Source organism: Aeromonas sp. 160P, from assembly GCF_055193095.1.
Map to the genome: position 1 here is coordinate 2,644,608 of NZ_JBUXKV010000001.1, position 22,413 is coordinate 2,667,020.

Consider the following 22,413-nt stretch of genomic DNA (forward strand, 5'->3'; position numbering starts at 1 on the left):
CGAGTGGGCGATATAGTGACCGTCAGCTGGTGGACCCACAAGATCGGCGGCTTGCACCGCAACGACTTCATCATGGCTGCCCGTACCGACCAATTGTCCAGATAAGTTGAGAGCAGGTTGAGGCTGAGTATCCCCCTTCCTGCATCTCTGACCGAGTGGGGAAAGGTGACCGTCAGCTGGTGGACCCACAAGATCGGCGGGTTACATCGTAACGACTTCATTATGGCGGCCCGTACCGATCAATTAATCAACTGACGGTGTGCGCAAACCGTGACACATACTGGCTCGGGCCTGCCTGCGAAAGCAGCGTAGGCCCGCATTTTTATGGGCTGGCACTCGCACTGGGGGGATCGAGACTGTATTATCCGCTCATTCATAGAGTTAGCTAGGAAGTGTGTCCCGAATGCGTCTTGAAGTCAGCTGTGAAGACCGCCTGGGCCTGACCCGGGAACTGCTCGACCGTCTGGTGGAGCACAATATCGATCTGCGCGGCATCGAAATCGATACCTCAGGCATCATCTATCTCAACTTTCCCGAGCTGGAGTTCAGCGATTTTCAGCACCTGATGCCGGAGATCCGCCGCATTCCCGGTGTCTACGACGTCAAGACCATCCCCTACATGCCCTCCGAGCGAGAGCACCATGAAATCGAGGCGCTGCTCAAGGCGCTGCCGGATCTGGTCTTCTCCCTCGACAGCAAAGGCAAGGTGACTCAGGCCAACCAGTCGGCCCTTACCACCCTCGGCTTGCCGGTGGAGGAGGTGCGCGGCGTGGCGCTCGGTTCGCTGGTCAAGGGCTTCTCTTTCGCCCGCTGGCTGGAAGCGAGCGAGATCAAGCCGCAGACCTGCAAGCTCAGCTTCAATGGCGAAGAGTATCTGGCAGATCTGATGCCGCTGTTCGTGGCGGAAGCGCGCGGCAAACAGGCACTGGCGGGTGCCGTGGTGGTACTCAAGTCGGCTCGCCGGGTTGGCATGCACTTCAGCGCGCTCCATGCGGTGGAAGTGGAGGGCTTCGAGCACCTGCAGGCCGAGAGTCCCAAGATGAAAGAGGTGCTAGGTCAGGCTCGCAAACTGGCGATGCAGGACGCGCCGCTGCTGATCGTCGGCGAGACCGGCACCGGCAAGGAGCTGCTGGCCCGCGCCTGCCATGCTGCCAGTCTGCGTTCCAGTCACCCCTTTATGGCCCTTAACTGCGCAGCTATGCCGGATAACGTGGCCGAGAGTGAGTTGTTTGGCTATGCCCCCGGCGCCTTTGGCAACAACACCGAGGGCAAGCGCGGCGTGCTGGAGCTGGCCAGTGGCGGCACCCTGATGCTGGACGAGATCGGCGACATGTCCCCTCATCTGCAGACCAAGTTTTTGCGGGTGTTGCAGGATGGTGTATTCCGCCGGGTCGGTGACGAGCAGGAGGTGAAGGTCAACGTGCGTTTCATTTGTACCACCCAGAAGCAGTTGCTGGATCTGGTGCACGAGGGGACCTTCCGCGAGGATCTCTACTACCGCCTCAACGTGCTGAGTCTGGCGCTGCCTCCCCTGCGCGAGCGCAAGGCGGACATCATGGTGCTGGCCCAGCAGTTTGTCTCCCGCTTTGCCAGTGAATTGCAGCGGCCTCGTCCGCGCTTTACCCGCAACATGGCCGACTACCTGAGCGCCTACCGCTGGCCGGGCAACGTGCGCCAGCTGCGCAACTGTCTCTATCGCGCCATGACGCTGCTGGAAGGGGATGAGCTGGGGCCGGAGCAGATTGACCTGCCGGTCACCGCCGACTCGGTGCCGCTGATTGACGAGTGGTTCGAGGGGGACCTGGATGATGCGGTCAAGCGCTTCGAGAGCCAGTTGCTGGCAAGACTCTACCCCTCCTTTCCGTCAACCCGTCAGCTGGCCAAGCGCCTGGGTGTGTCGCACACCGCCATCGCCAATAAACTGCGAGAATACGGTATCAGCAAGAAGTGATCTGTGCCTTGATGCCCGCCACCAAAGAGCCCGTCGCCAGACGGGCTCTTTGGTTTATTTATACGGCGGTGAGCAATGACCACAGAGGAAGCCTTGTCAGACTATCACTGGCCCACTTACTATCAGCGTCTATATATCCGAACCGCAGTGCAGCTGCAGCGGTGTTGTTAAGGCGGCCAGTTTCTGATCATGTTGTTGCGCTCTTTCCCCCGAATCATTGCCCGTCTGGTGCCCGTGCTGGTCGCACTCGGGCTGCTGCTGCCCCGTGGCGGGTTGGCGGAAACAGTGCGGCCGGAAACAGTGCAGTCGGAAACCGCAGCGGAGAGCCGGGCAATGGCGGTCAGGGGGTTAGTGCTCGATCTGCTGAGCTACACCCGCTGGCCCACTGAGCCTGCGGTGCTGCGCATGTGCGTGGCGGCCCCGACCGAATATGCTGGCCACCTCTTTACCATCACTCATCAGGCTAATGGCCGCCGGGTACAGGTCAATCGCTACGAGGCGACCGATCCGGCCATCAGCGGTAACTGCGATGTGCTCTATCTTGGCGTGCTCGATGAGCCAACCCGGATTGCGCTGTTTGCCCGCCTGCAGGGTCACCCCGTGCTCAGCATCAGCGAATACAACCACGACTGCACCAGCAGTTCGGTGTTCTGCCTGCAGACCGCTCAGGACCACGAGCGGATACGTTTTAAAGTTAATCTTGATGCGTTGGCGTTAAGTGGTGTGAAGGTGCACCCGGCTGTGCTCAAGTTGGCCCATGCCGACAAGGAGACCCCATGAGTCGACCGCCGAATGTGGCTCCCCGCCGTCTGACCCTGCGTCAAAGCCTGGGGCGTACCCATCTGGTGGCGGCCATCACCGCCGTCAGCGTAGCGGGACTGTTTTTGACTCTTGTTACCTTGCTGGTGGTGCGTTTGTACGCCGATCACAACCTGGAACTGGTGGCTCGCGCCATCAGCTACAGCGCCGAAGCGGCGGTCGTGTTCCGCGATGAGGAGGCGGCGAGCGAGGCGCTGATCGGCATTGTTGCCCATGAAGAGGTGGCCGAGGCCACCATCTTTCTGAACAATGGTCAGCCGTTTGCCAACTGGGCGCGCCCGAGAAGCAACCCGTTGGTGACACTGGAGGACTATCTGGCCCAACTGCTGATGCCGGGGCCGGTCAAGATCCCCATGTTGCGAGGGGGCGAGCAGATCGCCACCATCGAGTTGCGCGGTCATGGCGAGTATCTGTTGCTGTTCTTGCTCTCGGTGGTGCTGGTGATGGCGGTCTGTCTTGCCCTGAGTGCCATGTTGGCACTCCATGTGGCCGGGCGGATGCAGTTCACCATCACCTCACCGTTGCGGCAACTGGCGCAAGTGGCACACTCGGTGCGCCGTCAGCGCACCTTGGCACCGGCCGATATCGTCGAGCTCAATGAGTTGGGGGATGACTTCAACGCCCTGCTCGATGAGTTGCAAGCCTGGCAAGCTCAGCAGGCCCGCGAAAATGCCAGCCTGCTGCATCAGGCGACCCACGATAACCTGACCGGCTTACCCAATCGGGCGCTGTTTGATGCGCGGTTAGGTCAGGCGATCATGCTTGCCGAAACCGCGGGGGAGGGATTCGCCTTGCTCTACCTCGATTGCGACCGGTTCAAGCAAATTAATGACAATCTGGGGCATAACGCCGGTGACGAGGTATTGGTGACCCTCTCCAGGCGGGTAGAACATCAGTTGCGTCCGCTCGATCTGGTGTGTCGCCTGGGGGCGATGAGTTTGCCATCTTGCTGAGTCCGGTTTTTGCGCAACAGGATGTCGAAGAGGTGATTAAGCGTATTCAACAGGCGATGAGTGATCCTGTGGTGCTACAAGATGGTCAGACATTGATAGCGGGAGTCAGCATAGGCTTTGCGCTTTATCAAGCCGGGATCAGTGCCAGCGCGTTGTGCGCGCAGGCAGATCAAGCCATGTATCTGGCAAAACGAGATCGTCGTGGTGACGTTCAGGCAACCCCTGCCGGGGTGCAGCAATCGGTGTTACAGGAGTAATAACAATGAACATGTCTCTCTCCCTGAAAGTCATACTGACGGGCTTGGTGCTGACTATGCTGGCGGCGTGCCAGAGCCCTCCCAAGGGATTGACCCCGGAGCAGGTGGCGGTTTTGAAGGAGCAAGGTTTTTATCTGAGCGATGCTGGCTGGACGCTGGATCTGGCCAACCGGGTGCTGTTTGCCAACAACATGGGTGAGCTGACCCCTCAGACTCGTCAGGTGGTCGAGAAGTTGGGCAACACCCTGCTGGGGGTGGGACTGGACAAGGCAAGAGTGGATGGCCACACCGACAACACCGGCGAGAGCAGCTACAACCAGCAGCTCTCCCTGACGCGGGCTCAGTCAGTGGCGGATGTGCTGATTTCTGTGGGCATGAAGCCCGCCAATCTGGAGATCCATGGCCGCGGGGCGACCATGCCGATCGCCGATAACCACACCAGAGATGGCCGCGCTGCCAATCGCCGGGTTGCTATCGTGATCAGCGATCAATAAACACAGTGCTATGCAATCAACCATGACAAAAGAGCGCCTGAATAGGCGCTCTTTTTGATCGTGACAGCTGGGGTCGCGGGGCATCCGGCGCGAGATCACTGCGCGCTATTTTGCCCGTTATTGTCGTGATGGCTGCGCAGACGGATGTTGATCATCTCCACCAGCAGTGAGAAGGCCATGGCGAAGTAGATGTAGCCCTTCGGAATATGCAGATCCATCCCCTCAGCCATCAGGGCAAAGCCCACCAGCGTCAGGAATGAGAGGGCCAGCATCTTGATGGTGGGGTGAGTATCCACAAAATCGCCGATGGACTTGGCGGCAAACATCATGATGAAGACGGCGATCATGATGGCCAGCACCATGACGGGGACGTGATCGGCCATGCCGACGGCGGTGATCACCGAGTCGAGGCTGAATACGATATCCAGAATGGCGATCTGGATCAGGGTGCTGATAAAGCCTGAGGCCGCTTTATTGACACTCTCCGGCTCGGCAGCCCCTTCCAGGGTGACGTGGATCTCGTGGGCGCTCTTGCCGATGAGGAACAGGCCCCCCAGCAGCAGGATCAGGTCGCGGCCGGAGATGGCTTCACCCAGTACGGTGAAGAGCGGCGCGGTGAGGCGCATCACCCAGGCCAGCGAGAGCAGCAGCAGGATCCGGGTACCCATGGCGAGCCCCAGACCCAGGACCCGCGCTTTTTGGCGCTGTGCCTCCGGCAGGCGACCCACCAGGATGGAGATAAAGATGATGTTGTCGATGCCCAGCACGATTTCGAGCAGGGTAAGGGTGGCGAGTGCGACCCAGGCAGAGGGATCAAGAACCCATTCCAGCATGATTGAACCTTGGTTGAAGAAAGTGAAACGGGGCATTTTAGCAGGAGGAACCAGTGCTTGTCCCCGCGTGGGGAAAAGATAAAAATGGGCGCTATCGCAAGGGAGGCTGGCATGTTTCGATTAGGGTTCATCATTAATCCGGTCGCCGGGATCGGCGGCGCAGTGGGCCTCAAGGGCAGTGATGGCATGGTCGCCGAGGCGCTGGCCCGTGGCGCTGTGCCCAAAGCGCAGGAGCGGGCGCGGCAAGCGTTATTGCCGCTGTGTGAGTTGACCACCCCGTTTGAACTGCTGACGGTGGCAGGGGCGATGGGGGAGGCTGTTGCGCGTGCCCTCGACTTGCCCTGTCGGGTTATCTATCACCCCGAAGGGGAGAGTACCTCTGCCGACGATACCCGCCATGCGGCTGAGCTGATGCGCGAAGCCGGGGTCGACCTGCTGTTGTTTGCCGGTGGCGATGGCACTGCGCGGGATATCTGCGCGGCGGTCGGGGAGTCCTGCCATGTGCTTGGTATTCCGGCTGGCTGCAAGATCCACTCCGGGGTCTACGGGGTGACCCCGGCCGCCAGCGGGCGGGTGGTGGCACGGATGATCGCCGGTGAATTGCTCAGCCTGGTGGATGGTGAGGTGCGGGATATCGACGAGGAGGCGTTTCGCGCTGGCAAGGTGCGGGCCCGCCACTACGGCCAGCTGAAGGTGCCCGGCGATCTGCGCTATGTGCAGGCGGTCAAACAGGGGGGTAGGGAGTCCGAAGAGCTGGTGCTGGCTGACTTGGCCGCCGGTGTGGTGGAGCAGATGGAGCCCGATACCCTCTATCTGATGGGCTCCGGCAGCACGGTGGCGGCCTGTATGGCCGAGCTGGGTCTGGAAAATAGCTTGCTCGGTGTGGATCTGGTGGAAAATGGCCGACTTATCGGGCAGGATCTCAGCGCCGTCGAGATCCTGACCCGGATCCGTGGCCGTCGTTGCCGACTGATCATGACCCTGATCGGCGGACAGGGACATCTGTTCGGGCGCGGAAATCAGCAATTGAGTCCTGAGGTGATTCGGTGTGTCGGGCTGGAGAATATCCAGGTGCTGGCAACCAAAGCCAAGCTGACCGCCCTCGCGGGCAGGCCGTTGCTGGTGGACACCGATGATCCGCAATTGAACCGGGCGTTGCGTGGTTATCTGCAAATAACCACGGGATACAAGGATCAGGTCATCTACCCGGTGGCCAACCCGGAATAGGACGCCAAGGACGCTGCTGGCCTGGCGCCAGAGAGCCGCAGTCACCCGAATTGCGGTTCCACTCCCCGAATTATTTGCCGGCAATTTTTTGCCAGCCACTCTGGAAATGAGGCTGCGTTACATGACAATTCACGATTTTGAGCACAAGTTGTTGGGACTGATCGACAGCATGGTTGCCACCGCAACCGAAGATGAGCTGTTTGCCGGTGGTTACTTGCGAGGTCATATCTCGTTGGCGGTTGCCCGGGCCGAACTGGAAGGCAAGACGCTGGTACGAGATATCAAAAGCTATGTATTGCGCAGCCTCAACGAGGCGATTTTGCAAGGGGAGCTATCCGAAGAGGATGAGAAATTGGTGCAAGCAATGTGGATTCGTTTGCAACAAGATGCAGAAGCTTGATCAGATACACATTTCAAACTGAAGTTTGAGTTTATTCTTCCCTGAAGTTAGTGAAAGGTTAATAATAAGTTTCGCCTTTTGTTTCAGGGATTAAACTATGGCTTCCACCCCCCGTATTGCTCAAAAACTGCCGCTCGAGATGCTCTATCACTGGGAGCGGCAGTGTCCTGATCGAACCTATCTGCGTCAAACTATCAACCGCGAATACGTCGACTTCACCTGGGGTGAAGTGGCCGATGAAGCGCGGCGGATGGTGACGGCCTTGCGTCATTTAGGTCTGGTGGCCGGTGACAAGGTGGCGCTGCTCTCCAAAAACTGCGCCCAGTGGTTTATCGCCGATCTGGCGATGCAGATGGGGCAGTATGTGAGCGTGCCCATCTATCCGACCGCCAACGTCGACACCATCGAGTACGTGCTGCGCCACAGCGAGGCCAAGGCCATTTTCATTGGCAAGCTGGACGACTGGAAGAGTCAGGAGGCAGGCGTCCCCGCCGATCTGCTGCGCATCGCTTTCCCCTACGACACCATGCCAGCCAGCCATCAGTGGGATGACCTGCTGGAAGCGCACGAACCAATTTCTGACAGCCCGGTACAGGCCCCTGACTCCCTGCTGAGTCTGGTCTACACCTCCGGCAGTACCGGCAAGCCGAAAGGGGCCATGCTGAGCGTCGAGCGCTACGCCTGGTCTTGCGAGAAGCTGGTGGAAACGGTGGGATTGTGCGCCACTGATCGCGGCTTCTCCTACCTGCCGCTGGCCCACATTACCGAGCGGGTCTATGTCTACGGCGGCAGCTTGTATGGTTGCGCCGAAATCGCCTTCCCCGAATCCCTCGACACCTTTATCGAAGACGTTAAACGCTGCCGTCCCACCGTCTTTATCTCGGTGCCGCGGCTGTGGGCGATGTTTCGCATCAAGATCCACGAGAAGCTGCCCCAGCAGAAACTGGAGTTGCTGCTCAAGATCCCGTTCATTTCGGGCCTCATCAAACGCAAGCTGCAGAAGGGGTTGGGGCTGGATCAGGCCCGGGTGCTCGGCTGCGGTTCTGCACCGGTCTCCCCTGCGCTGTTGCAGTGGTATCTGAGCATCGGCCTCAAGGTGACCGAAGCTTGGGGCATGACCGAGAACCACGCTTACTCCACCATTAACTACCCGTTCCGCGCCGACAAGATCGGCACCGTCGGCAAGGCGGGCCCGGGGGTGACCATCAAGATCTCCGACGAGGGGGAGATCCTCTGTCGCTGTGAAGGGATGATGCTGGGTTACTACAAGGATCCCGAGCACAGCGCCGAGGCCATCGATGCCGAGGGGTGGCTGCACACCGGTGACATGGGCAAGCTGGACCGGGAGGGTTACCTCACCATCACTGGCCGGATGAAGGATGTGTTCAAGACAGCCAAGGGCAAATATGTGGCGCCGGTACCCATTGAGGGACTGCTGGGGCAAGAGCCCATCATCGAACAGCTTTGCGTGATTGGTTATGGCATGCCCCAGCCCATCGCACTGGTGCAGCTGGCCGAGAGCGCCATGAAGGGCAATCGGGAAGAGGTGAATGCCAAGTTGGAGGCGGCGCGGGTACGGGTCAACGATCAGCTGGAATCCCATGCCAAAATTCGCGGAATCCTGGTGGTGAAGACCCCGTGGAATATCGAGAATGGTGTGCTGACTCCCACCATGAAGATCAAGCGTCACCTGCTGGAGCATAAATATGCTCGACTGGGGGATGACTGGTCATCCTCCCACTCGGTGGTCTGGGAGGAGTAAGGCTTCCTTTATTGCCCATCACAGCATCAAACAACCGCGGCCCGTTATGAGCCGCGGTTGTTTTTGGGGATTGTCACTCGCCCCTGTTTTGCGGGCGTGTGAAAAGTGCCCCTTGGGCTAGATCAGTGCCAGCGCGGCGGCCAGATCGGCGATCAGATCGTCGGCATCTTCCACCCCGATACTGAAGCGGATCAGATCGTCATTGACCCCGGCGGCGAGACGGCTCGCCTCGTCCATGGCGGCGTGAGTGGTGCTGGCCGGATGGCAAGCCAGACTCTCGAGATCACCCAGACTCACCGCCTGCACGAACAGCTGCAGGTTGTCGAGCAGGGTCGCGCAGCGGGCAAAGCCGCCTTCCAGCTCGATGCTTACCATGCCGCCAAAGCCGCTGGCGAAGGCGCCGAGGGCATCGTGGCCCGGATGGTTGGCAAGCCCCGGATAGATCACCTTCTTCACCGCCGGCTGGGCTGCCAGAAACTCGGCTACCTTTTGCGCATTGTGCAGGTGGGCATCCATCCGCAGCGGCAGGGTCTTGACCCCGCGCTGCAGCAGGTAGGCCTCCTGTGGGCCTATGGGAGAGCCGATATGCTTGAGGGCCACGGTGCGGATAGATTTCATCAGCGCGTGGGAGCCCGCAACCACCCCGGCAATGATGTCGCCGTGGCCGCCCAGATACTTGGTGCCGCTGTGCATCACGATGTCGATGCCAAGCTCCAGCGGGCGCAGCAGGTAGGGGGTAAGGAAGGTGTTGTCACACACCGTAATGGCGCCCACCTTGCGGGCCGCTTCCACCACTACTCGCGGATCCACCACCTTGAGGGTGGGGTTGGTCAGGGTTTCGAACAGTACCACCTTGGTGGCGGGGCGGATATTGGCCAGCAGATCCCGATCGCTCTCGTAGGCGGTGACCTTGATACCGGCGCGGCTGAAGGTCTGCTTGAGGAAGGCATCGGTGCCGCCGTAGAGCGGGCCGATATAGGCCACTTCATCGCCGCTGTCGGCCAGCGCATACATAATGGCGCTCACCGCCGCCATGCCGCTCGCCACTACCAGCGCCTCGTCGGCCCCTTCGAGGGCGGCCAGTTTCTGCTCCAGCTCGGCGGTGGTGGGGTTGCCAAAGCGACTGTAGATAAAGCCGGGTGCTTGACCGGCGAAACGCTCCTTGCCCGCCTGCGCATTGAAGTAGCTGAAGGTGCTGCTCTGGTAGAGCGGGGTAGTGAGGGCGCCGGTCTGGGGATCGATCCGTTGGCCGCTGTGTACGCTCATGGTCTTGAATTTCATCGTATTACTCCGTTCGGGCCAGCTGCTGGCCCTGATGTTCCGCGTTTAAAATCGATATGAAGGGGCGCAACTGGCGTCCCTTCTGGTGACATATTCGCTCGGATGATTGCCATCATTCCGCTGGATCAGGCCAGTTCCCGCTCCCGCTGCTCCTTCGACCGCTCCCTCGGCTGCGATGGCGCAGCATAGTTGCTGGCATCCTGAGCGGTATAGTGACGCGCCGCCACATCCGGGTGGGAGCGCAGCCGCCCCTTGAGCACATTCTCCCCCACCTGATAAAAGAGCTGGTTGGCCGGGTCGCTCTCGGGCCCTTGTGCCTGCGCCGCCAGCGCGGGGGAGAGGGTGAGCAGCGGCACGGTGGCATCGAGCCGCGCCGCCATAAAGAGGGCGCAAGAGAGGCGCGAGATGCCGGGTGGCGGGCTCATCACCCGATGCAGGGTCGCCTTGAGATAACCGTTGGAGGCAAGCTCCAGCAGCTCGCCGATATTGACCACCAGCGCCCCCGGCAGGGGCGGCGCCGAGATCCAGCCGTCGGCTGTTTCTACCTCAAGCCCGGATTGTTCATCTTGCATTACCAGGGTCAGGTAACCGGGATCCTTGTGGGCGCCGACCCCCTGACTGCTGCTGCCAGCCTCTTGCCCCGGGTAGTGAATGAGCTTCATGTGCTGGTAGGGGGCGCCGCGAATGCTTCCGTCGAACACTCCGGCCTGTTGCTCCAGTACCTCGGCAAAGGCGGCGAGCAGGGTGAGGGTGATCTTGCTCAGCCGCTCCTGCCGCGCCAGTAGGTGGGTTTTCATTTCTGGCAGGGCGGTCGGCCACTGGTTGGGGCCGATCAGCCGCTGCCAGGGTGCACGGATCTGCGCCGAAGGCAGGGCCTGTGCTTCGTTCATGATATCGAACTGCTCCCGCAGATCAGGCCGTTGGCGGGTCAGCTCGGCACCGACCCGGTTGTAGCCGCGAAACTGGGGGCTGTTGACCATCTGCACCGCCAGCTTCTCCTGCTCCGGCAGGGCAAAGAAGCGCTCTGCCAGCGCCAGGGTTTCCCGCTGCTCGGCGTTACTCAGACCATGTCCTGTCAGATAGAAAAAGCCCACCTCGCGGGCAGCTGTGGCCAACTTGGCCAGCATCCTGAGACGCGTGTCGGGCGCCCCCTTGAGGGCGGCCAGATCGATGATCGGCAGTGGTGAATGTTCCATGTGCACCTCCTCACTCTTTCGTTATCTCTGGCGCCATCTCTTGCCCTGCCACCACGGTTGGCAGGACGGATGAGCGGCAAACGGGGTGGCGCGACAGCGTGGCATAGTGAGCCCAGGTGATTGCGCCATTTGGATGAGGGGGATGCTACTGTGCGGTTTAGAAAGACGGAAACAACAAATTATTCTTAGTTATATACAAAATTCGAAATTGAATTCGGGATTGAATTCGAAATTGTGTGGCCATGCTGTCTGTTAGACAACAGCATGCCGCGTGAGTCGCAACGGGGAGCCGTAGCCAACCCGCAGGAGCACTCCCCACGGCAAGAAGGGGGGGATAATACCAATCACATTAAAGATGCTTTCACCCCCAACGAGGGCAGGAGTTCGACAGCTCGGCAACCCTCCTTTGACGGGGTGGGGCAAGCGCACGGCATCCATACCTTTGTGGGGCAGCTGACATGGATGCCAGCTATCACGCTAGGTTACCTGAGCAGTATCGGTGCCCATGTGTGGATCAATCAGGGAGGGGTCTAAGTAATTGGGAGGTTGGCCCGGAGATGTTCCGGGCCAGTCGGGTTATTCACTGGGCGTTTTCAATACCCAGTAGCTCAGGGCCGATCCCACGCCACAGCAGGCGATGGCGATGGCCATGGGCAGTGGCGATTGGGGGGGATTGAGGTTAACCAGAATGCCGACCAGGGCGCCGATGCCAAAGCGCAAGGTGCCCGCCAGTGCGGACGCTGTGCCCGCTGACTGGGGGAACTGCCCCATCAGGCCGGTCATGGCATTGGCCCCCACCAGACTGATGTGGCCGATAAAGAGCACCACCGGAATCACTATGCCCCACAGGCCGCCGGTCTGGCTCCAGGCGTTGTAGATCAGCAGGGCGCCCGCACAGGGCAGCACCAGCAGGCCGTATTGTAGCATCCGCTCTGAGCCCACCCCTTTCACCAGTCGGCTATTGACGAAGGTGACCACCATCATCAGCAGGATATTGAGGCCAAACAGCCAGCCGTAGTGCTCGGTCGGCACCTTGAAATACTCGATATAGACGTAGGGTGAGGCGCTGAGAAAAGCGAACATGCCGGAGCTGGAGAGGGCACCGCACAGCACGTAACCCATGGCGCCGCGATGGGAGAGCACCCCCCAGTAGTTCTTGAGGATCTGGCCGAGATTAAGGGGTTGGCGGTGTTCCGGTTTGAGGGTCTCCTGAATTTTCCACTGCATCACCAAGGACACCAACAGGCTGATCCCCACCAGCAGCCAGAAGATCACTCGCCAGCTGGTATGGGCGCTGATATAGCCGCCAATCACGGGGGCCACCAGCGGTGCCAGCGTCATCACCAGAATGACGAATGACATGGCGCGGGAAAACGCATCCTTCTCGAAAAGGTCGCGCAGCAAGGCATTCACCACCACAGATCCTGCTGCGCCGCCAGCCGCCTGCAACATCCGATAAGCCAGCAGTTCCGGCAGGGAGTCTGCCATGGCGCAACCCACAGACGCGATGGCAAACATGGTGAGCCCGATCAGGATCACCGGCTTGCGGCCATAGCTGTCGGCCAGCGGGCCGTAAAAGAGTTGGCCGATGGCAAAGCCGCCCAAAAAGGCGCTGATGGTGAGCTGGGCCCCATCAATGCTGGTAGCCAAGTCCCGGGCAATGGCCGGAATGGCGGGCAGGTACATGTCCACCGCCAGCGGAGTCAGGCCTGCCAACGCGCCAAGCAGAATAAAGAGAAAGCGGGGTGAGAGAGGGAGGGTATGTCTGTGGGGCATAAGTTATCCGGTCGTGAACTATGGCGGCAGAAGAAGAGCGGGAATTCTATCAGCTTTAGCGTCGTCGGGCATGGCGTTCCTGCCCCCTCACCGGAGGGGGCAGGTGTTAGCCTTGGCGCTGGCGCCGCAGGGTGCGGATCTGACTGGCCAGCAGCAGGCTCCAGATCAACCAGGCGATGAGAGAGAGGCCGTAACCGAGCCGCTCCGGCCAGCGGGCGGTCAGGGTGAAAGTAACCTGATGGCGACCTGCAGGCACCCACACCTGTATCAGCCCATTGCGGGTGCTGCTGATGGTCAGTGGCAAGGTGTCATCTAGCTTGGCTTGCCAGCCCGGGTAGTCAAATTGGTGCAGGATCAGTTTGGCAGGGGCTGGCGCATCGACGGTCAGGACGATCTGCCGTGGCTGCCAGTTGAGGATCTGCCATGAGATCCCTTGCTGCTCTGTGGTGACCGCGGGTTGAAATTCATCTTTCCAGGCCAGCAGGGTCGGGGCAAACATGCCTTTTGGCACCTGCTTTGGCCGGTATTCGCGGGCGCTGCGTTTGCTGTCAAACTCCCCGTCCAGCGCGCTCTTTTGCGGCGCCTGGGTGAGCGGCGATTCATGCACATAGACCGCCTGCGAAAGCAGGGTGAGGGCCAGCACCGTCCACCAGAGCCATTGCCATGGTCGATAGGCGGGGACACCCAGCGCCACCACCGCCACGGTAGCGATCACCAGCAGCAGATTGAGCCGCCAGGGAAACTGCACCAGCTGTAGTGGAGGTAGCAGGTGCCAGAGTGGCTCGCTCAAGGGGAGCATCATTAAAAAGCTGAGGGTGCCCAGGGTGCCCCAGATCAGCAGTTCCGGATGGCGTGGTTCGCGGGCGGCAGCCCATGCCACCAGTAGCAGGACGAGGGTGAGCAGGGTCAGCCAGGCCAGATGGCCGCGAAAACGCCAGTCACTACTGGTTTCGGGCAGACGGTCAAGGAAGTTGCGGTGAAACTCGAACATGCCAATGCGCATCTGATCCATGGAGATCCCCCCCTGATCCAACAAGGCTGGCAGCAGCAACAGGCTGGCCATTGCCAATCCCCAGAGTTGGCCCAGCAGGGTGGGCCAGAGGTGCAGGGTTATCTTGCTACGCCAGGCCAACAGCAGGCTGCGCACGGTGAGCAACCCCAGAATGAGCAGGGTGCTCGGCAGATGGGAGAGGGTCAGCAAGGCGACAGCCAGTGCGAGCAGCAGCAGAGCAAAAGGGGCTCGGCGGCAGAGGCGATCCTGGGCCAGCAGCGCCAGCGGTGCCCAGACAAAGGCCCAGCTCTCGGCCAGCGCAAAGCGGGCATAGATGTCGATCGCCAGATGATAGGGCAGTGCCATGTAGAGCAGGCTGGCGGCCAGCGCGCGCCCCGGCGTGGCAAAGGGGCGCAGCCAGAGATAAGCAAACAGCCCGGATAAACCGAGTGCCAGAGTGTTGCTCCAGAGCAGGGGGATCATGGCGTGATGGGCGAGGGGCTCGGGGCCAGCGAACAGGGCACTCACATAGTAGGGGAGTGGGGGATAAAAGAAGAATGCCGGGCTGCCGAAGGCGCCGTTCATCTCCATCAGCCAGCGGGGATAGAGCTCCCCTTGCCACAGTTGCACCGCAAAGAAGTGACCGGAGAGCAGGTGGTGAAACAGGTCATGGCCCTGACTGCCCCCACGTAGCCAAAACGGCAGCAATAGCAGGGCGGTTGCTGTCATCAGTGCCAGTGGAACCCATAGCCACTCTCTGGTCATACGCATAAGGAGACTCACTTGTTATGGATGCGCAGTGAGTGTAACCGAGTTGCAACTCTCTTTTTGAGTCATTTGAGTGCGTTTTGTGCTCTTTTTATGTTGTTTGTCATTGGTGCTATTGCTTGCTGCGAAGGGATGGCGAGCCAGAGTCCGGGCTCGGCGGCAAAGCGCGGGGCAAACCAGTGCTGGCGCACCGCAGTGGGCATCTCGCTCGCGGCTATCGGGCGGCGACTGAGGCGGCAGGCCCCTTGTGCCAGCGCGAGGCTCGCATCCCCCTTGTACCAGCCGTCCGTCACCGGCAGTGCCGTGGTCTCCCGCAGCAGCCTCACCCCCCACTGGGTCACCAGCGCCGGGCAGCTTTTTTCTGCCACTCTGGCCGCCTGCACCATGGCGGGCGGACGGGGCAGGGTGAAGGTTGCGCCGAGCAGCAGCAATCCGGCCACCACTGCCAGTCTCTCGCCACGGCGTGGCAGCCAGCCTGCCAGCAGCACGATACCGAGCAGGGTGATGGGGGCCAGATGGCGAGGATTATCGGGATTCTGGCCAAACAGGGTCCAGAGCTGCAGGGCGAGCCAGTAGATCGACCAAAGGGTGGAGAGGGCAGCTGGGTGGCCTTTTGAGCGCTGCCAAAGTGGCAGCATCAGCAAGGCCCCCATCAACAGGGGCCAAAGCGGGGTGAGCTGATCGTTGAAAGTACTCGCCCAGCTCAGCAGCCGATCGCCGTGGGCCGCCGCCGTGTTGCCCCACAGGGTAAAGTGGCCGTCGGTAAAGCGTCGCCCCTCGCTGAAATAGGCCCAGCCATCGGCCTGCCAGACAAAGAGCAGGCTGGTGAGCCCCACCAGCGCGATGGGGAGCACAAACCTGACGCGCGTTCCCTTCTGTGCCATCCCCAGCCAAAGGGGCAGCAGCGCCAGCACGAAATAGGAAGGGCGCAGGGCCAGCAGCAACCCAAGCATGAGGCCTGTCAGCGTCATCCTGCGATGCTGCAAGGCCAGCAGCGCCCCGAGCCAGGCGGCGAGCGCGGACCCATCCGAAAGGCCGGAGAGGGCCAGCGTAGGTGTAAGTGGCAGGGCCAGCACCAGCAGCCAGACGGGGGCGAGCAGGCTGGGCCGCTGCCACACCTTGACCGCCAGCAAGGCGGCGAGCGGCGCCAGCAGTGCTGTGCCCAGCAGGCTTGCCCATTGCACTGCGCGGGCTGGATCGTCTACCACCAGATTGATCAGCCGCGCCAGCCAGATAAAGGCGGGGTAGCCCGGAAAGTGGGGGGAGAACTCCAGCACACTAAAGCGCGTCACCCCGTGGGCGAAATTGAGGGCATCGTCGGAATCGAGCGCCACCGGGAAGGCCAGCAGCCAGCCGAGCCAGGCCAGTTGCAGCAGAATGAGCAGCAAAATGGTGGTTGAGCAGGGGTAAGCCCAACGCCGGGACCTTGCCTTCCCCCTCATCCCCAACCCTTCTACCGCAAGGGGAGAAGGGGGCAAACCGGCGTCCGGGTGCATCTATCGGCAGGCTGTGCGTAGGGTGGGTAGCGCGAAGTGAAACCCACCGTTTGTCACAGCGAGATGGCGCAGTGATTGGCTGGTGGTCATCAAAGTGGCGCCAGCACGGCCATCAGCGCTTTTTCTGCATCGCTAAAGGCGGCGGCATCGGCAGGCTTGGCGCCCACCCCGAATACCCCCGGGTTGCCGATGGCATCCAGCACCTTGGCCAGCGCCTGTTCGGCCGCCTTGCGATCCCCTTCACTGAGGGAGGGGAGGATCAAATCGAGGAAGCGCTTGCTCTTGACCACCAGCACCTTGGCGGTCTGGTAGTCGCCAAGATTCTGACTGGCCCCTTCGAGGCGGCGTTCGATCTCCGCCTTGTAGGCGCAGTTGAGCAGGGCAGCGGTGGCGGCGGCGTCTTTCCCCTTGATGGCGGCCGCCAGCGGCGCTTGCAGATCCACCTTGTGGTGCTGTTCCAGATAGGCCAGCTCGTCGGCAATCTCGCTCAAGGTGGCGCTGGCATCCTTGCCATCAGTGGCGGCGCCCAGCAGCGCTTCGCGGGCGTCGATCAGTGGCTCCTTGCCGGCGGCGGCATAGGAGTATGCCTGTGCTTGTTCGCTGAGGGTCAGTCCGCTGAGCGTCAACAGCAGGGTGAGGGCGAGTAAAACCGGGCGTATGGTCATCCTGTTCTCCTTACTTATGCCAAGAGGTTATGCCAATGGCGCGGCCATCAGGCCACGCTCTGGGTTTCAATCACGGTGTTCTCGTTGCGATGGTTGAAGGTGTTGCGGCGTCTGTCTACCTGTTGGACACCGACAATCCTCAGGCCACGCTCTGGGTCTCGATCACGGTATTTTCGTTGCGATGGTTAAAGATGGCGTGGCGTCTGTCCACCCCGTCGATCACCATGTCGGCGGCCATCATCCCCATCTCCATGGCGGTGTCGGTGAAGATGTAGCGGAATGTCCCCTGACGGCCAGTCATGATGAGGTTATTGATCGGCATCAGCGCCTTGATGGCGTCGTTGCGGCGGGCCTGATAGCCGAGATCCATCAGCGGATAAGCGTACTCGCTGCGGGCCTCAAAGGTCTCATCGCCAAGCTTGGCGGTATCGACGCCGAGGCTCGCCAGATCAGCGGTGACCCGACCACGCAGATCGGCGAGCGGTGCCTGCCAGGTGGCATCCCCCGGGTTGCAGGGGATCTCCAGCATCACCGAGGTCTGGCCCTGGGGCGCCATAAAGGGGCTGCGGCGGCGCGGCTCTTGCAGGCGGGTCGCCAGAATATGAGGGTCGGAGAGGTACTGCCAGGTGTTGTCCGACAGGTTTTCCTGTTTGAGGGGCATATTGACGAAGCGAAGCGACCGGTAGTGCAGATCGCACGGCAAGCCTAGATGCTGGCAGGTGAGCGGCAGCGGCAGGGTGGAGATCACCTGATCAAAACGCTCGCTCTGCTCAACGTCATCTTGTTTCCAATATACCCGTTCGATGCGGCCATCAGCCTGCTCAAGGCGGGTGATGGTGGCGCCGGTTTTGAGCTCAACCCCCTCTGTCACCAACCGCTCGCCCAGAGTGGTAAAGATCTGGCCAAAACCATATTTGGGGTAGCGGTATTTGCGGGCATAGGTGCGCACCGAGAGGCTGCCGTTGCGTCTTGGCAGCAGGCGGCGCGCCACGTCTTTGAGATCGATCAGGCTGATGCGCTGACCGGCCCAGTCGGCGGAGAGCTGGTCCGGGTTGATGCCCCACAGTTTGCCGGTGTAACCCTCGAAGAACTGGCGATAGAGGGTGCGGCCAAAGTGGCTCTGGATCCACTCGGCAAAGCTCGCCTTGGCAAAATCGGTGGGCTTCTTGGCAAAAGGCAACAGCAGCAAGTCTTTTACCGCACCGGCCATCAGGGCGAGCGGCGCCGTTTTGAGCAGGTTGGGCAGGTTCAAGGGGTAGTCATAGGTGCGCCCGCCAAAGCGGATCACACTCTTGCGTTCGGCGTGGAGCAGATCGTCCCCCATCAGCTCGTCGATAAAGGCGAGCAGCTCGGGGTTCTTGGTGATAAAGCGGTGGCCGCCGTAGTCAAAGCGATACTCCCCATCGCGCCCCTTGAAGGTCTGGGTGGCGCACATGCCGCCGACCACCGGCTCCTGCTCGAACAGGGTGACCGCAAAACCGGCCTGACAGAGGCGCCAGGCGGCCATCAAACCGGCGGGGCCAGCGCCCAGCACTGCAATGCTTTTCTTGTTGTTATCGCTCATGACTTATTCCGAAACTGCTTGATAGATAAGGGAACCGCGCCAAGGCGCGGCTCCCGAATAGTGTTGTTACCCCGTGGCCTTGTTGCCACAGGGCGTGCGGGCTCAGCCCTTGCTGGATGCGGCGTTCACCTGCGGTCGATAGCTGCGCTGCCAGAGGGTAACGAAGATCGCCAGATAGAGAGCCCAGGTCAGCAGCTGCAAGCCAGCGGGTGAGGCATTGTAGCCAAACAGGGCGCGCAGGAAGGTACCAAATACCCCCTGATCGTCGAGAATGTGGCTGATGTCGAACACCGGTGTGGTCCAGAAGGTGATGATGTCTGCCGCCTGCAACATGTTGACGGCGGACGAGAGCAAGCCTGCGGCGATGATGATGATGAGCAGACCGGTCCAGCGGAAGAAGGGGGCCAGCGCCACCTTGCGGGTGGAGCGCAGCAGCCCCCACACCAGCGCGATGGAGACCAGCAGCCCCGCCAGCGCGCCCATCAGGCCGGATTGCAGATCCACCCCTTGCCCGGAGTAGAGCAGGGCGGAGAAGAAGAGCACGGTTTCAAACCCTTCGCGCATCACAGCAAGGAAGGCGAGCAGCACCAGACCAAACAGGTTGCCGCCATCGATAGCCGCATCGATGCGTGCCGTCATGGCTCCCACCTGGGATTTGGCCTGCTTTTGCATCCAGATCGCCATATAGGTGAGCACCAAGGTGGCGAAGATCAGGATCCCCGCCATCAAGAGGTGGTTGTAGCGCTCGCTCTCGAACTGGCTCACCACCACCTGGAACAGGAAGGCGACCACAAGGGAAGCGATAAGGCCAAGCCCCACCCCCAGATAGATGAACTTGTTGTAGCGGCTCGCCCCCAGCTTGGCGAGGTAGGAGAGGCAGATGCCGACCAGCAGGAAGGCTTCCAGCCCCTCGCGCAGGGTAATGAGAAAACTTGCAAACATCAGGATTGAGGCTCCGTAGCGGGCGTGACGGGGAGAGGTTGCAGGGTAAGTTGCAACCGATTTAGCTGCACTATGGGTGGCTCCGGCAAGCTGGGCTCGGCGGCGCGCACCGCATCATTGACCCACTTGGGGTAGGTGCGGAAATTGAGTTTGATATCGGTCTTGAAGGGCCCCCGGGTATCCGCGGGCAGCGGCCAGGCTTCATCGCGCCAGCCATCGGCCGGAATGCGGGTATCTTCCAAGAGCTTGGCGTAACGCCAGAACTTGAGCCCCACCGGCTTGCCCTCGGCATCGCCGAACACTTTGCGAAACAGTCGCGCATCCTCAGGAACGGCACCATCCACCGGCTGGCCGCTGGCAAGCACCAGCTTGCCGGTAGCGTCGATGACGGTCAGCTCCAGCCAGAGTTCACGAAAATCGGCCACCCCGGTGGGCAGGGCGTGGCCCGCGCCGGTATTGGCGACCCGCACCACCAGTTGCTGGCTATCGGCTGCTTGGCCGATACGGGCAGAGAGGGGTTCGATCCGGACCGAGAGCGTGGCGCTGGAGCGCAACAGGGCCAGACTCTCCTGCTCAAGGTCGGGATTGCGCAGCCCCACCAGCTGGTGCTGGGCGCCGGTAAAGTTGTGGCGATAGAGCCGCGCCTTCATGGTGCCGTTTTCGGTGGATTGGCCCGCCACCGGCGCGCCGCCATTGCCCGGCTCCGGGTTCATATGGCAGTCGATGCAGGTGCGCCGCTTGGCAGGATCCTCCGCGTTCGCAAAGCTGGATTTTTCCCACTCGTCCCAGGTGTTGACAATATTGGCGCCGGTGCCCGGGGCAAACTCGTTGTGGCACGACTTGCACAGGGCTGCGTCGCGGTAGAAATCCTTCTGATAGGAGGCTTTGTGGGCCGCCGGACGGGCGTTGATCTGCCGCTCGGCCAGCCAGTGCTGGAGGCTGCCACCCGGGGCATCCTCGAACACATAGCTCTCGCGGTCTTTCAAATTGACCGTAAAGGCACTGTTGCCGCCCGCGTCTTCCACTTTGGTGATGCGATGGCAGAGCACGCAGCCAGTCCCTTCCTCCACCACAGGTTCGCCAGCCTTGTGGGCGGCAATCAGCGAGGCGCCGCCCTGCTCGAACATGTGGGAGCCCTTGGGCAGATCCATCTGGCCGGTCATCACCTGCTGGGGCATGTGGCAGCCCTGACACCACTGGCCGAACGCTTCCCCTTCGGTTTCGCGGGCCAGCGCCTGCACCACCTTGTAGTAGGGGTGGGAGTTGCCCATCAGCCGGTGGTTGCTCTCGCTCCAGTCCGCAAACGCCTGTTGGTGGCAGTTCTGGCAGGAGGCGGAGTTGAGCCACTCTTTCGGGTGGGTGGTCGGTGCCTTGGCGGGATCCGTGCGCGGGGCATCGAGTCGCAGCCAGTTGGCGAGATAGGGGAGGTTGCCATCGGCGGTCACGAAAGCATGCAGATCCTCCATCATCGCCTTCACCTCGGGCTGAGGCTTGGCGGGGTCAACCGCCTCGGCGCCATCGCGGGTGTCATGGCCCATGCCGCCCTGGGTCTGCTGGGTCATGCGCAGGTATTCGCCGACAAAATCCCCCGCCACCATGTTGGTGAGGTTGGCGTGGCCGTTGATGGCGTTGTCGCCGCTCTTCTGGCGATGGGCTGCCATCAGATAGCGGTTGGTGAAGTTGAACCCATCCAGATGGCAGGAGTTACAGCTCATCCAGTTGTCCCCCGCCATGGGGAAGCGTGCATTGGCGCCGTTGTTGCCGAGCGTGTTACCAAGATGGAACAGCCGCTCGCCGCGCTGGAGCGGTTCGGGGCGGGGATCCGTCTCTACCAGCTTGGCGAAGTGGGGCACATCGACGGTGACCCGGGCAAACGGACCGCTGCCGCCGCTATTGAGGCGGGTGAGATCCTGCCCCATGGCGTTGTGCACCAGAATATGGTAGCCATCGATCAGCAGATCCCGCGGATTCTGGCCCGGCAGGTGACGCAAGAGCTGGGTCGCCTTGGCGCCCCCCTGAAACTTCTTGCGGCGGTGACGGTTGTTGTTGGACTTGCCGCTGCGCGACAGATCAAACACCAGCAGATCTTCCGAGCCCGCCAGGGTCAGATAGACCCGCTTGCCATCGGCGGCGAAGCGCGCCGCGAACGGGTTGGAGACGATCTGGCTGCGGTTGCCGACGCTTGGCAGATTGATCTGCAAAAAGAGCTGCTTGCGTTCGTCTATTCGTTCAGTGATGCGCTCACTCTCCTCATCGAGATCGATGATGGAGACCGCCGGAAAGACGGTGCTTTGAAACTGGAAGGGGTGATCAAAGCTCCACAGCACGTGGGGCAGCCAGGCTTCGCTGCCATCGGGGGAGAGGGCGATGCCATCGAGCAGGCGCGGCAAGCCTTGGGAGTCGCTCGGCGTGTTGCTGTGGGTTTCAGCCAGGGTTATCAGGCGCGGCTTGGGCAGGGTGGCCCCCGTGCTCCCGTTCCCCAGCTTGGCGAGATCATAGATGGCGAGCTGGCCGGTCATGGCGTGGGTCAGCAGCAGGCGATCATCGTCGGTCAGGGCCACTCCGCGCGGTGTCTCGGCGGTTTCTGCATCCAGCTGGAGGTTGCCCGCGGTGTCGTAAGCCTGCAGGCGAGCCGATTCGAACAGCGTGACCCAGAACCACTGCCGCTTGGCATCGAAGATGACGCCATATGGGCGATGGCCGGTGGGAATCACTTTCTCAAGGTCGAGATCATCATCCAGCAGCAGCAGGCGATCACCGCGGTAGTCGGTGACCAGTAGGGTGCCGTCATCGGAGCGGGCAAGCTGGCGCAGATCGCCCCCCAGCTGCACTTCTTTGAGTCGCTTGCCGCTATCGCGCTCAAGCAGGGTGACCGAGCCTGCGCTCAGGTTGGCGGTGACGAGGTGCGGGCTTTGCCCCTCCTCATAGGCGATCATCCCGGCGCCCATCTGTTGGGCAGTGGTAAAGGGGCTGGTCAGCAGCAGGACGAGGGCCAGCAGGGGTGACAAACATGCACAAAGAGATGACTTCAACATGGG

At 61.3% G+C, this 22,413-nt stretch carries 17 protein-coding genes and 2 pseudogenes; 9 read left to right on the forward strand and 10 right to left on the reverse strand.

Translation table 11 applies throughout. From position 1 onward, the window contains the following. Nucleotides 1-15 precede the first annotated feature (15 nt). The 6 genes and pseudogenes from ACY8FN_RS12505 (at nt 16) to ACY8FN_RS12530 (ending at nt 4,474) form a co-directional block, all read left to right on the forward strand. Nucleotides 16-105, forward strand: a complete 90-nt coding sequence (locus ACY8FN_RS12505) for a 4a-hydroxytetrahydrobiopterin dehydratase (RefSeq protein WP_463101167.1) — start codon at nt 16-18, stop codon at nt 103-105. A gap of 33 nt (nt 106-138) precedes the next feature. Beyond that, nucleotides 139-255: pseudogene (locus ACY8FN_RS12510) on the forward strand (4a-hydroxytetrahydrobiopterin dehydratase); the annotation flags it as partial. A 148-nt stretch (nt 256-403) separates the two neighbouring features. Then, a complete protein-coding gene (gene tyrR / locus ACY8FN_RS12515) occupies nt 404-1,951 on the forward strand; it encodes a transcriptional regulator TyrR (protein ID WP_101325014.1) in 1,548 nt (515 codons plus the stop codon). A gap of 189 nt (nt 1,952-2,140) precedes the next feature. Continuing rightward, complete coding sequence (locus ACY8FN_RS12520) at nt 2,141-2,731, forward strand: regulatory sequestration protein YfiR (protein ID WP_303842830.1); 591 nt, start codon at nt 2,141-2,143, stop codon at nt 2,729-2,731. Further along, nucleotides 2,728-3,980, forward strand: a pseudogene (locus ACY8FN_RS12525) (diguanylate cyclase domain-containing protein). The gene ACY8FN_RS12520 and the pseudogene ACY8FN_RS12525 overlap by 4 nt, the downstream one beginning before the upstream one ends. A gap of 5 nt (nt 3,981-3,985) precedes the next feature. Then, nucleotides 3,986-4,474: an OmpA family protein gene (locus ACY8FN_RS12530; RefSeq protein ID WP_463100182.1), complete on the forward strand. Its 489-nt coding sequence runs from the start codon at nt 3,986-3,988 to the stop codon at nt 4,472-4,474. Nucleotides 4,475-4,569: 95 nt separating this feature from the next. Here ACY8FN_RS12530 and ACY8FN_RS12535 read toward each other — a convergent pair whose 3' ends face one another. Beyond that, nucleotides 4,570-5,307: a TerC family protein gene (locus ACY8FN_RS12535; RefSeq protein WP_162515670.1), complete on the reverse strand. Its 738-nt coding sequence runs from the start codon at nt 5,305-5,307 to the stop codon at nt 4,570-4,572. A gap of 111 nt (nt 5,308-5,418) precedes the next feature. Between ACY8FN_RS12535 and ACY8FN_RS12540 the strand changes: the two genes are divergently transcribed. The 3 genes from ACY8FN_RS12540 to ACY8FN_RS12550 all read left to right on the forward strand — a co-directional run bounded on the left by ACY8FN_RS12540 (nt 5,419) and on the right by ACY8FN_RS12550 (nt 8,696). Beyond that, complete coding sequence (locus ACY8FN_RS12540; protein ID WP_463100183.1) at nt 5,419-6,534, forward strand: ATP-NAD kinase family protein; 1,116 nt, start codon at nt 5,419-5,421, stop codon at nt 6,532-6,534. Between the two features lie 121 nt (nt 6,535-6,655). Then, complete coding sequence (locus tag ACY8FN_RS12545) at nt 6,656-6,934, forward strand: YfcL family protein (RefSeq protein WP_042022445.1); 279 nt, start codon at nt 6,656-6,658, stop codon at nt 6,932-6,934. A 97-nt stretch (nt 6,935-7,031) separates the two neighbouring features. After that, a complete protein-coding gene (locus tag ACY8FN_RS12550; protein ID WP_139694208.1) occupies nt 7,032-8,696 on the forward strand; it encodes an AMP-binding protein in 1,665 nt (554 codons plus the stop codon). A gap of 117 nt (nt 8,697-8,813) precedes the next feature. Here ACY8FN_RS12550 and ACY8FN_RS12555 read toward each other — a convergent pair whose 3' ends face one another. From ACY8FN_RS12555 to ACY8FN_RS12595, 9 genes are all read right to left on the reverse strand, one after another. Continuing rightward, entirely contained in the window at nt 8,814-9,977 is a 1,164-nt protein-coding gene (locus ACY8FN_RS12555) for a trans-sulfuration enzyme family protein (protein ID WP_463100184.1), read from the reverse strand. A gap of 125 nt (nt 9,978-10,102) precedes the next feature. After that, the gene (locus ACY8FN_RS12560) at nt 10,103-11,173 is read right to left on the reverse strand and encodes an isopenicillin N synthase family dioxygenase (RefSeq protein WP_463100185.1); all 1,071 of its coding nucleotides are present in this window, start codon (nt 11,171-11,173) and stop codon (nt 10,103-10,105) included. Nucleotides 11,174-11,749: 576 nt separating this feature from the next. Further along, nucleotides 11,750-12,949: a Bcr/CflA family multidrug efflux MFS transporter gene (locus ACY8FN_RS12565; protein ID WP_101325006.1), complete on the reverse strand. Its 1,200-nt coding sequence runs from the start codon at nt 12,947-12,949 to the stop codon at nt 11,750-11,752. A 106-nt stretch (nt 12,950-13,055) separates the two neighbouring features. Continuing rightward, nucleotides 13,056-14,711: a hypothetical protein gene (locus tag ACY8FN_RS12570; RefSeq protein ID WP_463100186.1), complete on the reverse strand. Its 1,656-nt coding sequence runs from the start codon at nt 14,709-14,711 to the stop codon at nt 13,056-13,058. A 62-nt stretch (nt 14,712-14,773) separates the two neighbouring features. After that, the gene (locus ACY8FN_RS12575; RefSeq protein WP_463101168.1) at nt 14,774-16,093 is read right to left on the reverse strand and encodes a hypothetical protein; all 1,320 of its coding nucleotides are present in this window, start codon (nt 16,091-16,093) and stop codon (nt 14,774-14,776) included. A 200-nt stretch (nt 16,094-16,293) separates the two neighbouring features. After that, nucleotides 16,294-16,869 carry a hypothetical protein gene (locus tag ACY8FN_RS12580; RefSeq protein WP_463100187.1) on the reverse strand — a complete coding sequence of 192 codons (576 nt, stop codon included), beginning with the start codon at nt 16,867-16,869 and terminating at the stop codon, nt 16,294-16,296. A gap of 139 nt (nt 16,870-17,008) precedes the next feature. After that, nucleotides 17,009-18,433, reverse strand: coding sequence for an NAD(P)/FAD-dependent oxidoreductase (locus ACY8FN_RS12585; protein ID WP_463100188.1), 1,425 nt, complete (start codon nt 18,431-18,433; stop codon nt 17,009-17,011). 102 nt (nt 18,434-18,535) lie between these two features. Then, nucleotides 18,536-19,375, reverse strand: coding sequence for an FTR1 family iron permease (locus tag ACY8FN_RS12590; RefSeq protein ID WP_234664070.1), 840 nt, complete (start codon nt 19,373-19,375; stop codon nt 18,536-18,538). Then, nucleotides 19,375-22,410 carry a YncE family protein gene (locus ACY8FN_RS12595; RefSeq protein WP_463100189.1) on the reverse strand — a complete coding sequence of 1,012 codons (3,036 nt, stop codon included), beginning with the start codon at nt 22,408-22,410 and terminating at the stop codon, nt 19,375-19,377. The genes ACY8FN_RS12590 and ACY8FN_RS12595 overlap by 1 nt, the downstream gene beginning before the upstream one ends. Nucleotides 22,411-22,413: the final 3 nt, after the last annotated feature.

What these genes read in the sequence shown, in the direction of transcription:
- tyrR (WP_101325014.1), top strand. Translation starts at nt 404, where the DNA reads ATGCGTCTTGAAGTCAGCTGTGAAGACCGCCTGGGCCTGACCCGGGAA.
- ACY8FN_RS12520 (WP_303842830.1), top strand. Translation starts at nt 2,141, where the DNA reads ATGTTGTTGCGCTCTTTCCCCCGAATCATTGCCCGTCTGGTGCCCGTG.
- ACY8FN_RS12530 (WP_463100182.1), top strand. Translation starts at nt 3,986, where the DNA reads ATGAACATGTCTCTCTCCCTGAAAGTCATACTGACGGGCTTGGTGCTG.
- ACY8FN_RS12535 (WP_162515670.1), bottom strand. Translation starts at nt 5,307, where the DNA reads ATGCTGGAATGGGTTCTTGATCCCTCTGCCTGGGTCGCACTCGCCACC.
- ACY8FN_RS12540 (WP_463100183.1), top strand. Translation starts at nt 5,419, where the DNA reads ATGTTTCGATTAGGGTTCATCATTAATCCGGTCGCCGGGATCGGCGGC.
- ACY8FN_RS12545 (WP_042022445.1), top strand. Translation starts at nt 6,656, where the DNA reads ATGACAATTCACGATTTTGAGCACAAGTTGTTGGGACTGATCGACAGC.
- ACY8FN_RS12550 (WP_139694208.1), top strand. Translation starts at nt 7,032, where the DNA reads ATGGCTTCCACCCCCCGTATTGCTCAAAAACTGCCGCTCGAGATGCTC.
- ACY8FN_RS12555 (WP_463100184.1), bottom strand. Translation starts at nt 9,977, where the DNA reads ATGAAATTCAAGACCATGAGCGTACACAGCGGCCAACGGATCGATCCC.
- ACY8FN_RS12560 (WP_463100185.1), bottom strand. Translation starts at nt 11,173, where the DNA reads ATGGAACATTCACCACTGCCGATCATCGATCTGGCCGCCCTCAAGGGG.
- ACY8FN_RS12565 (WP_101325006.1), bottom strand. Translation starts at nt 12,949, where the DNA reads ATGCCCCACAGACATACCCTCCCTCTCTCACCCCGCTTTCTCTTTATT.
- ACY8FN_RS12570 (WP_463100186.1), bottom strand. Translation starts at nt 14,711, where the DNA reads ATGCGTATGACCAGAGAGTGGCTATGGGTTCCACTGGCACTGATGACA.
- ACY8FN_RS12580 (WP_463100187.1), bottom strand. Translation starts at nt 16,869, where the DNA reads ATGACCATACGCCCGGTTTTACTCGCCCTCACCCTGCTGTTGACGCTC.
- ACY8FN_RS12585 (WP_463100188.1), bottom strand. Translation starts at nt 18,433, where the DNA reads ATGAGCGATAACAACAAGAAAAGCATTGCAGTGCTGGGCGCTGGCCCC.
- ACY8FN_RS12590 (WP_234664070.1), bottom strand. Translation starts at nt 19,375, where the DNA reads ATGTTTGCAAGTTTTCTCATTACCCTGCGCGAGGGGCTGGAAGCCTTC.
- ACY8FN_RS12595 (WP_463100189.1), bottom strand. Translation starts at nt 22,410, where the DNA reads ATGTTGAAGTCATCTCTTTGTGCATGTTTGTCACCCCTGCTGGCCCTC.